The organism is Pseudoalteromonas sp. SR41-8 (assembly GCF_014163915.1).
Lineage (GTDB): Bacteria > Pseudomonadota > Gammaproteobacteria > Enterobacterales > Alteromonadaceae > Pseudoalteromonas > Pseudoalteromonas rhizosphaerae.
In genome coordinates this window covers 162,376-173,869 of the sequence record NZ_JACJEE010000005.1, presented here as the reverse complement: position 1 = coordinate 173,869, position 11,494 = coordinate 162,376, and the positions used below count along the sequence as shown (strand labels likewise).

The following is an 11,494-nucleotide window of genomic DNA, read 5'->3' as shown; positions in this document are numbered from 1 at the left end:
GCCTTTAGCCTTTAGCCTTTAGCCTTTAGCCTAAAACGCGTAGCTGTAACCCATTTGGATTGTGCGTGGTTTACCTGGTTGAATACCACCGTTTGCGCGGTTAGCGATGTAAGTGTTATCAAACAAGTTATCAACCGTTAGATATACTTTTTGATTGTCATCAATTAAATATTTAGCGGCTAAATCCCACACAACACGGCTGTCGATTGCATTCAAGCCGTCAGCACTTAAATCAGCATGTGCGTCAGATACATAACGCACTTGCGTATCAAATACAAAGCTTGAAAGCACGGCACCAAATGAAAGAGCGATTTGATTCTCTGGAACGTAAGGCATTGCGTCGCCTTTATTTACTTGCCCCCAGATATCTGATGAAAAATCATTTTTAAACTGTGAATCCGTATAAGTGTAAGTTAAGCGTACAGGGAATGTTGCGCTATTAGTTTCGAAAATACGACCTGCAGAGAACTCAAAGCCCGATACTTCTACTTCGCCGTAGTTGTATTGGTCGCCAATGTTCTCATCACTACAGCCTACAGATGCAGTACAATTTCCATGCATATTGCTGTAATCAGAGAAGAATGCAATGATTTCACCATTAAAACCAGCAACGTTATAACGGCCACCAAACTCAATGTTTACGCTTTCCTCTTCTTCTTGGTCAGCATTACCTGGTGCAGCAGGAGCGTAACCTTGCTGAATACCTGCAAGTAGCGTTAGGCTGTCGCTTACGGTGTAAGTTGCACCCAGTGATGGCACTAAGATTTGTGTATCGTTTGAAACGTCTTTAGTTAAGCCATTTTCACGTTTAGGATCAGACTTTGACCACTCTACGCGGGTAATTGTGATGTCTTCATAACGAAGGCCTGCATTAATCACTAATGCATCGATTGACCACTGGTCTTGAATGAATAACGTTGTTGCTTTTGCACTATCTACACGATTGCTGTCAGAACCAGGAACGCCCTGAGACGTTAAGGTCATACTTAAATCTTGATTAAGTGTGTATTTGTCTTCCCACTGAAAACGATCCATTTCGTCTTCGTGGTAGCGCACGCCAACAGTCACATAGTGATCGCCCGCAGGAATGTGCAACTCTGATTGCACACCTTTGGCTTGGTAGTCGCGGTTATTTGCTTTAATACCAATGCCTTCAATACCTTCAGCTGTTGGTGCCGCTTCAAATTCACTGTACTGTGCTAAATAGCTTTCACTTACTTTGCTCGCTTTGTACCAATTACGATGAAAATCATTGAGATAAGCTGTCGCTAATAACTCATAACCATCACCAAAACGATAAGCATAATTTAATTGGTATGCATTATGTTGCGTGTTCATTTGGTCTTTTTGTGATGCGGCATAACGACGGTTTGGTGACGCTTTATAATCTTCTTCTGTTAAACCCATGTAAGTCTCATCAGATTGTTCATCAGAGTACTTAATTTTCATCTCTAGGTTATGCGCGTTGTTTTCACCAAACTTATAACCAAATTTAAGTAGAACGTCGTTCTTTTCAAAGCCTGTGTTGTCGCTACCTACAGGTAATTCTTTAAAGCCATCTGCGCCATAGCTGAAAACTTCAATAAGGCCGGCTGCATTGTTTTTTTCTTTACCGAAGTAAGCATGGCCCTTATAAAAACCATCGCTACCGAGTTCGGCGTTTACTAAACCCGTTGAACCTTCGGTCGGTAAGCTGCGCGAAAGTAAGTTTAAAACACCACCGGTAGTGCGTGGGCCATACTTAACAGAGGCTGCGCCTTTTAATACTTCAATAGACTCCATACGGCCCATAGTAGGGAAGTAGTAAGCCGATGGCGCTGAGTAAGGAGCGGGTGCTACGAGAACGCCATCTTCCATTACAGATATTTTATCGTTACGGCCAGTGCCTGTTCCGCGCATACCAATGTTAGGGCGCAGGCCATAACCATCTTCTTCTTGCACGTAAACACCTGGTACAGATGCTAAAACACGAGAAATATCGGTAAATTCGAATTTTTGTAATTGTTCGTCTGAGATAAATGTAGCAGAACCCGGAATATCGTTAATTGCGGCTTGCGAGCCAATAACGGTAATTTGCTCAAAGTTCTTTTTTTTATTTGTTGCATCATTTGCAACGGCATTAGCGCTTAATGATAAAGCAATAGCCATCGAAAGTGTTGAAACAATAAGCTTAGGAGGCATTATAGATCCTGTATGTGTCTAATTTTAACTGGCGCAATTTAAACATGTAAAATAATACGAATCAATCCTATTTGTAACAATTCCGATCGTTAAGTAAGTTTTTGAATATAAATATGAAAACATATTGTTGTTAATATTGTATTACTATACCGTTGCGATAATCTAAATTATCAAAAGATAACTAAAGGCGGCTTTTTGTTAGCTATTAAGTCAAGCGTAATGCAATAAACTCGGCAAGTTTATCTACCGCATGCTCGGCTTGTTCTGCATGCTTTGTTAAGCTAATACCTATTTTACCTAGGCTCGGTAAAATAGCGGTGTTTAACTCATAATTAAGTTCATTAGGCACTGTGCTTCTAGCCAAAACGGTGATCCCTAATCCTTCTTTTAAAGCCGCAGTAAGGCCTGTTAAATCAGCGTTACTATAACTTATGCGGTACTTAATACCCGCAAGTTGCAATGCCTCGATGGCGCGGCGTCGATAAATACAACCTTCCGGTGCAGTCACAAGCGTAACAACGTCATTTTGTGCTATTGATAAATCACCAACCCAGACCAGTTGGTCTTGCATAAAAACAGGGAATTTTTCAGAGTTTAAATCTTCATTTAACGCCAGTACTAAATCAAACTGGTCTTCTCGTGAAACCGACAGTAAATGCTTACTTAAACGCGATTTAACCTCTAACGACACTTCAGGGTAAAGTGCCACAAAGTCACCGATAATAGCGGGTAAGATCCGAGCTGCAAATTCGCTGGGTATTCCCAAACGTACCTTACCGGTCACATTCTCTTTAGTAAATAATTGCAAAATGGTGTCGTTTTGCAGCAGCATTTGCTTTGCCATCGGCAGCAGCAGTTCACCGTATTGATTGAGCACTTGGCGCTGACCTTGTTTTTTAAATAGCTTATGGCCGAGCATTTCTTCTAACCGCTTTATTTGTAAACTTACAGCGGGTTGCGATAAGCCAAGTAAATCGCCTGCTTTAGCAAAACCTGCTACTTCAACCACAGTAACTAACGTGCGTAAGCTGTCTGTTGAGATATTTTTCATATTAAAAATTACAATTTATGGGGGTAGATTGATAAGTATTATTTATCAATTGATTAATAATTACAATTTGTTGTTGCTAGACTTGCACAATATACTTTTGCCATTAAAGATTGATAGGTGTCGATAATGACTTTTAGCCCGATAATGTTTGCTCGTCATAGCCAGATTGAAGCAGCTGATAGCAATATGCTACAGGTCAATACAAACACCGTAGTGATCGATTTTAGCGGTACTGAAGCAATCCCGTTTTTAACCACTATATTAGGGTTAGATTTAAACAAACTAACCGCCAGTGGTTTAGGTGTGAAAGGCACCTTAGATGGCGACCTAAATAGCAATTATAGCTTTGCGTTATATTACTTTAGTGCAACAGCGTTTAGATTCGTGTTGCTCACAGATGCAGCGGCTCAATTACAAGCACTGATCAGTGAACAGCAACTGCGCTACGATATTGAGTTTGTTACACGCACTGATTTAGCGACCTTAACTTTATCTGGTGAGCAAGCATTTGACGCCTTAGTCGAAGCATTTAAACTCACCCCTGGACTGCGCTTGTCAGACACTAACTGCTGTTATGGTACGCAAAGTGGTGAGGTATTTATTACCGCTATTGATAAACAATCAATACAGTATTTTCAGCTGGTGGCCAAAGCGCCAGAGCTGACTAAATGGCAAATATATTTACAGCAACGCGGTTTTGATATGTCACTACCAGACGTTGCTTGAACATAAATAGATAAGCTGGCTAGCGTATTTTTTAGTTGCCAGCTTTTTGTAATTTATTTGTAAGAACAAATCGCAATTTGGGTGTTAGGTGCATTACAACTTATGTATAATCGCCGCCCATGTTATTCCCCCTCATTAAATTGAGGCCACGCCCAATCTTGGGTTAATTATAAAGTGAAGGAATATTATGACTTCTAAAACAGTTTTACATGCAAAACACCTAGAATCAAAAGCAAAAATGGTTGATTTTCATGGCTGGGAAATGCCAATCAACTATGGTTCGCAAATCGAAGAGCACAACGCAGTGCGCACCGATGCAGGCATGTTTGACGTTTCACACATGACTATTGTTGATGTCAAAGGCGAGCAAGCACAAGCATTCCTTCGTAAACTAGTCGCTAACGATGTTGCTAAATTAACCGTTCCTGGTAAAGCGCTTTACACTGGCATGCTGAATGAGCAAGGTGGCGTAATTGACGACCTTATCATTTACTTCTTCTCAAATACTGATTATCGCTTAGTGGTTAATTCTGCAACTCGTGAAAAAGATTTAGCGCACATGGCTAAAGTTTCAGCTGATTTTGCCGTTGCAGTAACAGAGCGCCCAGAGTTTGCCATGATTGCAGTACAAGGCCCTAATGCTAAAGCAAAAACTGCTACTATCTTAACGGCTGATCAACAAGCAGCTGTTGCAGATATGAAGCCGTTTTTTGGTGTGCAAACTGGTGATTTATTTATTGCTACAACAGGCTATACTGGCGAAGACGGTTACGAAATTGTTGTACCGAACGAGCAAGCTGCGGATCTTTGGCAACAACTGCTAGATGCTGGTGTTGCGCCTGCGGGCCTTGGCGCACGTGACACACTGCGTTTAGAAGCGGGTATGAACCTTTACGGCCTAGATATGGACGAGAGCGTATCACCACTTGCTGCTAACATGGCGTGGACCATTGCATGGGAACCTGAAGATCGTGACTTTATCGGTCGTGACGTACTAGTACAGCAACGCGCTGACAAAAGCACTGATAAACTTGTTGGCCTAGTACTGGAAGAAAAAGGCGTATTGCGTAGTGGTTCTAAAGTAATTGTTGATGGTGGCGAAGGCGTCATTACCTCTGGTACTTTCTCACCTACACTTGGTTTTAGTGTTGCCCTTGCACGTGTACCACGTTCAACTGGCGAAACTGCTCAAGTAGAAATGCGTAAAAAATTAGTTAACGTAAAAGTAGTTAAACCAAGCTTTGTACGTAACGGTAAGTCTGTACTTTAAGTATCAATTAAAAGATTTGGTGTTATCACCCAATATAAACCAAAGGATGAATAAAATGAGCAATATCCCTAGCGAGTTAAAGTATGCCTCTTCACACGAGTGGGTTCGCAACGAAGGTGACGGTACTTTCACTGTAGGTATTTCTGAGCACGCACAAGAACTACTTGGCGACATGGTATTTGTTGAATTACCAGAAGTAGGCGATGAAGTAGATGCAGGCGAAGACTGTGCAGTAGCGGAGTCAGTAAAAGCGGCATCAGACATCTATGCACCAATCAGCGGTGAAATCGTTGCAATCAACGAAGACCTTGAAGATGCACCTGAAACAGTTAACAACGACGCTTACGGCGACGGTTGGTTATTCCGCATTAAAGCATCTGACGAGTCTGAGCTAGAAAACTTGCTTGACGCTGAAGGCTATGCAAACACCATCGACGAAGACTAATAATTAGTTTATCGCCGTACTAAAAGCCCCATTATACCTAACATAATTGGGGCTTTTATGATTTTACTGCTTACTTTCCATACACTGTAAGTTATTAAATCAAAAGCTTTTAAGTTATTACTGGTCACCCATTAGTAATAACCATTTATTTTTTGGATCATAGGAATCTGGACAAATGTCAAACGCCAAATCTCTTGAACAATTAGAGCAAACGCAAGATTTTATTCGCCGCCATATTGGGCCAAGCCCAGCACAAGTAAGCGATATGCTAAGTGCTCTTGGAGTATCGAGTGTTGAAGAGCTGATCGGTCAAACTGTACCTGCAAGCATCCGCTTAGAGCAAGGCCTAACAGTGGGCGAAAGCCGCACTGAAGTTGAAACACTAAGCTACTTAAAATCAGTAGCAAGCAAAAATAAAGTGTTTAAATCTTACATCGGTCAAGGCTACCACCCAACTCATGTACCACACGTGATTTTACGTAACGTGCTTGAGAACCCAGGCTGGTATACAGCGTACACTCCATACCAACCAGAGATTGCTCAGGGGCGTTTAGAGTCATTACTTAATTTCCAAACTATGACCTTAGACCTTACCGGTCTTGATTTAGCAAGTGCATCATTACTTGATGAATCAACTGCGGCTGCCGAGGCCATGGGCCTTGCAAAGCGTGTATCTAAAGCTAAAAAAGCCAACATCTTCTTCATCGCTGATGACGTACACACACAAACTATTGACGTTGTGGCAACCCGTGCCGACCAATTTGGTTTTGAAGTTGTTGTAGGTCCTGCTGCTGACGCTGTAAATCACGAAATTTTTGGTGCGTTATTTCAATACCCATCAACATCAGGTGAAGTAGTCGATATCACAGATTTAATCGCTGGCGTACAAAGCAAAAAAGCGATTGCCTGTGTTGCTGCTGACATCATGAGCTTATTATTATTAAAAGCACCAGGTAAACTTGGCGCAGACGTAGTACTTGGTTCTGCCCAGCGTTTTGGTGTACCAATGGGTTACGGCGGTCCTCACGCTGCATTTTTCGCAACACGTGATGCATACAAACGTTCATTACCAGGTCGTATCATTGGTGTGTCTAAAGACCGTTTGGGTAACGATGCACTACGTATGGCAATGCAAACCCGCGAGCAACACATTCGCCGCGACAAAGCCAACTCAAACATTTGTACAGCGCAAGTATTGCTAGCTAACATGGCTGCGTTTTATGCGGTGTACCATGGCCCACAAGGCTTAAAAACTATTGCACAGCGTATTCATCGCTTTGCTGATATTTTAGCCGCAGGCCTTAAAGCTAAAGGTGTAAACCTTAAGCACAGCACCTGGTTTGATACCCTAACAGTTGTTAGCGATAACAAAGAAGACGTAACAGCACGTGCTGTAGCAAACGGCGTAAACTTTGCTACTAACCATGATGGCGAATACTCAATCTCAGTATCTGAGACCACAACGCGCGCAGACGTAGCACAGTTGTTCGATATCATTCTTGGCGAAGACCACGGCTTAAGTGTTGATGCAATCGCAGCAGACATCGAAGCAAACGGTAGCGATTCAATCCCTGCAAACCTTGAACGCGATGATGAAATCTTAACGCACCCTAACTTCAATTCGTATCACAGCGAAACTGAAATGCTGCGTTATATCAAACGTCTTGAAAACAAAGATTTAGCACTTAACCACTCAATGATCTCGTTAGGTTCATGTACTATGAAACTAAACGCGACCGCAGAGATGATCCCAATCACTTGGCCTGAGTTTGCTAATCTTCACCCATTCTGCCCGCTAGACCAAGCAGAAGGTTACCAAATCATGATGGGCGAACTACATGATTGGTTAGTTAACATCACCGGTTACGACGCCGTTTCATTACAGCCAAACTCTGGCGCACAAGGTGAATACGCAGGCTTAATCGCGATTCGTAAATACCACGAGTCTCGTGGCGATGCGCACCGTAATATTTGTTTGATCCCAAGTTCAGCGCACGGTACTAACCCAGCGTCTGCACAAATGGCGAGCATGAAAATTGTAGTTGTTGATTGTGACAAAAACGGTAATGTAGATATGGCAGACCTTAAAGCGAAAGCTGAAGAAGTCGCAGAAAACCTATCGTGTATCATGATCACATACCCGTCTACGCACGGTGTATACGAAGAAACAATTCGTGAAATTTGTGACATCATTCATCAACACGGCGGCCAAGTTTACATGGACGGCGCGAACATGAATGCACAAGTAGGTGTAACAAGCCCAGGCTTTATCGGTTCAGACGTATCGCACTTAAACTTGCATAAAACGTTCTGTATCCCACATGGCGGCGGTGGCCCAGGTGTTGGCCCAATCGGTGTTAAATCACACCTAGCGCCATTTATGCCTAACCACAGCGTAATTAACGTACCTGGTACGAGTATCGGCAACGGAGCAGTATCAGCAGCGCCATACGGCTCAGCAGCTATTTTACCTATCTCATGGGCTTACATCACCATGATGGGTAGCGAAGGCCTTAAACAAGCCACTGAAATGGCAATTGTAAGTGCAAACTACTTAACTCACGAGTTAAGCGCGCACTTCCCAATTTTATACCGTGGTCGCAACAACCGTGTTGCTCACGAATGTATTGTTGACTTACGCCCACTTAAAGAGCTTTCAGGCATCACTGAAATGGACGTGGCTAAGCGCTTACAAGATTACGGCTTCCATTCACCAACTATGTCGTTCCCAGTAGCGGGCACCTTGATGATTGAGCCTACTGAGTCTGAGTCTAAAGTTGAGATCGACCGCTTCATCGAAGCTATGGTGTCAATCAAAGGCGAAATCGACAAAGTGATCTCTGGCGAATGGTCTATCGAAAACAACCCACTTGTGTTTGCACCGCATACACAAGGCGACGTACTTGGTAACGAGTGGGACAGAGCATACGACCGCTTCTACGCTGCGTTCCCAGTACCAGCAGTGGCTAAAAACAAATTCTGGCCTACAGTAACGCGTATCGATGACGTTTACGGCGACCGTAATCTAGTGTGTTCATGCCCAGCGGTAGAGACATACCGTGACTAATAATTTTTTGCAGGTTGCGAATAAAGAATGCAACTATCGGAATTAAGTTTGCAACTCGAATAAAGTCTGCAACCGATAGTTGAATTTTGAGGTCAGTAAAATGCAAAAGCGAACCAGAAATGGTTCGCTTTTTTGATATATATTAATGTAGTTAATGTTTAGGCTACCACCCTTAAAAGCTGTTGGTCATTTCGAAACATGATACAACATCGAGCTACCGATGATAGTTCAGCGTTTGGTAATGTCATATTTCTGATATTTACGCAATGCGTTCTGACTTTTTCTTTAGCAACAGGATTACCGCCGTTTCTGCACCTTGCTTTGTACTTGAAGTATTCGTCTATTTCTTTTGATACATCCAGCCAAATTTTCCTTCTTGCTTCAGCAAGGTCGTTATGTTCGTTAAGTTTCAGACGCTTGATTGTTTCCTGAACTCTCATTGCTTCCCATTCAGTGGTACCAGGTGACGGAATTGCTTTTCCTTCTTCATCAAAGGATATTAACGTGTAGTGGTCATTTTTAGGTAAGTCATACTTTCTATGTCCAATTTATCAAAAGGGTATTGACCTCGAATATTATCATTAAAAAACTTCCCCATTGATGTTGAGTAATACAACTCATCCCATACTAAAATTGGGATATTGTAATAACGATAAACGCTTCCTGATTCAAATTTCAGATCAAGGACTTTATTGATTGTTGAATAGCCTATATGCGAAAAAGCATCTGAATTTACAGGGTGCTGTTCAAATAAGGGGAAAGGGGTTTGGTTTTGGACTGACTCCTCAATCCCTTCGCCGATCTTTGTTGCCACATTATCATTGCGTATATAAGAATCGATCAAACCATGTCCTGTATTATCAAATAAAGAAGACATTGAAAAGTTTGATGGTAAGCTCCCGAATAAAACTCTTACAGCTCGCATTATTTCATCTTGATCTAATGTGAGGTGTGATATCAGGTGTGCGTACTCTTCTCCTAAATTACCGCCTAGAGAGCTGGTTGGTGTTGCTATAGAAGCTAAACCAACTAAGGAGTAATCTGACGCGTAATAGCCATCAGTGTATTGATAATTCGAAATAATGTCTTCAAAAAGTGCATTAGTATAGAAATTACCTTGTGAGTGACCAATAAGAATAATACGGTTGCAAGAGTGCATTTGAAACAGCAGCTTTTGATAGGCATTTCTATAATCAGTATCGTTTAACTTTGAATAAGTTACATTTGAAAATACTTCTTCAATTACAGATTCAACATGGGCTATATTTTCCTGAGAAAGAGAGTCGACGGTACCACCGAGTATTGCAGTTATGAGGTGGTACTTATTTGAAAAAGGGGATAAATCGCCATATTTTTGTTTTGCCACTTCATATATTTGCATATGAAGGTCTTCATCTTTGTTATAGCTGCCCGTTGGCTTTCTACCTTTAAGGTAGTTACCTAATTTAGTATCTTGAAAATTATCTAACCAAAACAAATTTTCACGAAAATCATCTTCTGTTGTAAACATACCATTTATATAAAATAATCTTAGTTGATCAATTTGTTTGGTACAGTATCTATCTAGAGGTTGATAACTTGCAGAAGCATAATTCGTGAGAATGAAAGCAAATACTATTAGATATTTAGTCATTTGATTGCTCCTTCTAAGGGGTTACAGTCTTTATCTGCTGCATAATGAAAATCGTCATCCCAAGCAATATAGTCACTAATTTTATTTTGGCTTTTACGGTTTGCGTAGGCTCTGTCTATTGTATTGAAGTACATAAGTTTTGGGTTTCTAAAGTGTGGGTGCTTAGTTTGAAGTTGTCTTGTACACATACTAATATTTATAAAATCTAAAATAATCTGTTTACCAATCTCAGTATCTAAATTTGGTATGCGCCCTTGCTCAATATCAATAACCAGTTGTAATGTTGAAGCGGCACCTAAACTAAAGGTGATGAGCTGTGGAGAATCAAACTTTTCATACACATAGCGCTCATAATCGTCGCGGATACCGTTGTCATTTTGATCAACCCCGTCCAACGTTTTATAGTCATCAGGGTGTTCAGGTGGTAGCTCTGGGGTTAGGTAAAATAAATCTTTAATGCGTTGCCAGCTACTGTGAGGTTTAGGTTCGTTATTCTCATTCCAGTAGCGGGCAAGGTAATAGTCGGGTCCATGTTTTACAAGGTTACCTCCTTGATACACTTTGTTTGCTTGCCACTTTTCTATCACGGTATCTTGCAGCCAAATCCAGCCATCCCAATGGGGCTGGTTTTCTATTGGTTCAATACCTTTAACCCAAAAAGCGGCTATAAATAAGCTGTCTTTGTGAGTAACAACATCACCGGCTACATAAATTGAGCTGGCATTCCATTGTGGGTGGTTTGGTTGAATATCAGCTAAATCTGTATTTTTAGATTGTGAGTTAAGCTTAAAAATATTTGTCGCGTAAGCATGCGAACAAAAAAGTAACCAAGCAATAATGATGAGTTTAGTCATTGCAAATTCCTTTTGATGAAGTTCCATTACTTTTTTAATTAAGTTCACTTTTTAGGTAAATGCAAGGTGGGAGGATTAAATATTTCAAAATCATTAATGAGTTTGAAAAGTAGCAATACTTGGTTTTTGAATACAGAGATCAAGAAAACACAGTCGTCAGCATGATCGGAAGCTTCTTATGGGTGACCACTTTCAGATCTTTGGTGAAAAAGCATGGCGTGAGTGATATTGCTAAGGCAACAGGATTAAATCGTGAAAGCTCGTATA

At 41.3% G+C, this 11,494-nt stretch carries 9 protein-coding genes; 4 read left to right on the top strand and 5 right to left on the bottom strand.

Annotated elements, in window-relative coordinates:
* Positions 1 to 30: 30 nt before the first annotated feature.
* The gene (locus tag H5162_RS05660; protein ID WP_182777931.1) at positions 31 to 2,181 is read right to left on the bottom strand and encodes a TonB-dependent receptor domain-containing protein; all 2,151 of its coding nucleotides are present in this window, start codon (positions 2,179 to 2,181) and stop codon (positions 31 to 33) included.
* Between the two features lie 205 nt (positions 2,182 to 2,386).
* Positions 2,387 to 3,232 (bottom strand): LysR family transcriptional regulator, encoded by an 846-nt coding sequence (locus H5162_RS05655; RefSeq protein ID WP_145241866.1) that lies wholly within the window; start codon positions 3,230 to 3,232, stop codon positions 2,387 to 2,389.
* A gap of 126 nt (positions 3,233 to 3,358) precedes the next feature.
* Between H5162_RS05655 and H5162_RS05650 the strand changes: the two genes are divergently transcribed.
* The 4 genes from H5162_RS05650 to gcvP all read left to right on the top strand — a co-directional run bounded on the left by H5162_RS05650 (position 3,359) and on the right by gcvP (position 8,740).
* Positions 3,359 to 3,958, top strand: coding sequence for a hypothetical protein (locus H5162_RS05650; RefSeq protein ID WP_182777930.1), 600 nt, complete (start codon positions 3,359 to 3,361; stop codon positions 3,956 to 3,958).
* Positions 3,959 to 4,145: 187 nt separating this feature from the next.
* Entirely contained in the window at positions 4,146 to 5,228 is a 1,083-nt protein-coding gene (gene gcvT, locus H5162_RS05645; protein ID WP_145241861.1) for a glycine cleavage system aminomethyltransferase GcvT, read from the top strand.
* 55 nt (positions 5,229 to 5,283) lie between these two features.
* Positions 5,284 to 5,673 (top strand): glycine cleavage system protein GcvH, encoded by a 390-nt coding sequence (gcvH, locus tag H5162_RS05640; RefSeq protein WP_145241859.1) that lies wholly within the window; start codon positions 5,284 to 5,286, stop codon positions 5,671 to 5,673.
* 175 nt (positions 5,674 to 5,848) lie between these two features.
* The gene (gcvP, locus tag H5162_RS05635; protein ID WP_182734647.1) at positions 5,849 to 8,740 is read left to right on the top strand and encodes an aminomethyl-transferring glycine dehydrogenase; all 2,892 of its coding nucleotides are present in this window, start codon (positions 5,849 to 5,851) and stop codon (positions 8,738 to 8,740) included.
* 158 nt (positions 8,741 to 8,898) lie between these two features.
* Here gcvP and H5162_RS05630 read toward each other — a convergent pair whose 3' ends face one another.
* The 3 genes from H5162_RS05630 to H5162_RS05620 are packed head-to-tail and all read right to left on the bottom strand — an operon-like array spanning position 8,899 to position 11,227.
* Positions 8,899 to 9,180: a hypothetical protein gene (locus tag H5162_RS05630; protein ID WP_182777928.1), complete on the bottom strand. Its 282-nt coding sequence runs from the start codon at positions 9,178 to 9,180 to the stop codon at positions 8,899 to 8,901.
* Positions 9,181 to 9,239: 59 nt separating this feature from the next.
* Positions 9,240 to 10,373: a KTSC domain-containing protein gene (locus H5162_RS05625; protein WP_182777926.1), complete on the bottom strand. Its 1,134-nt coding sequence runs from the start codon at positions 10,371 to 10,373 to the stop codon at positions 9,240 to 9,242.
* Entirely contained in the window at positions 10,370 to 11,227 is an 858-nt protein-coding gene (locus H5162_RS05620; RefSeq protein ID WP_182759543.1) for a chitodextrinase, read from the bottom strand. The genes H5162_RS05625 and H5162_RS05620 overlap by 4 nt, the downstream gene beginning before the upstream one ends.
* Between the last annotated feature and the right edge of the window lie 267 nt (positions 11,228 to 11,494).

What these genes read in the sequence shown, in the direction of transcription:
- H5162_RS05660 (WP_182777931.1), bottom strand. Translation starts at nt 2,181, where the DNA reads ATGCCTCCTAAGCTTATTGTTTCAACACTTTCGATGGCTATTGCTTTA.
- H5162_RS05655 (WP_145241866.1), bottom strand. Translation starts at nt 3,232, where the DNA reads ATGAAAAATATCTCAACAGACAGCTTACGCACGTTAGTTACTGTGGTT.
- H5162_RS05650 (WP_182777930.1), top strand. Translation starts at nt 3,359, where the DNA reads ATGACTTTTAGCCCGATAATGTTTGCTCGTCATAGCCAGATTGAAGCA.
- gcvT (WP_145241861.1), top strand. Translation starts at nt 4,146, where the DNA reads ATGACTTCTAAAACAGTTTTACATGCAAAACACCTAGAATCAAAAGCA.
- gcvH (WP_145241859.1), top strand. Translation starts at nt 5,284, where the DNA reads ATGAGCAATATCCCTAGCGAGTTAAAGTATGCCTCTTCACACGAGTGG.
- gcvP (WP_182734647.1), top strand. Translation starts at nt 5,849, where the DNA reads ATGTCAAACGCCAAATCTCTTGAACAATTAGAGCAAACGCAAGATTTT.
- H5162_RS05630 (WP_182777928.1), bottom strand. Translation starts at nt 9,180, where the DNA reads ATGAGAGTTCAGGAAACAATCAAGCGTCTGAAACTTAACGAACATAAC.
- H5162_RS05625 (WP_182777926.1), bottom strand. Translation starts at nt 10,373, where the DNA reads ATGACTAAATATCTAATAGTATTTGCTTTCATTCTCACGAATTATGCT.
- H5162_RS05620 (WP_182759543.1), bottom strand. Translation starts at nt 11,227, where the DNA reads ATGACTAAACTCATCATTATTGCTTGGTTACTTTTTTGTTCGCATGCT.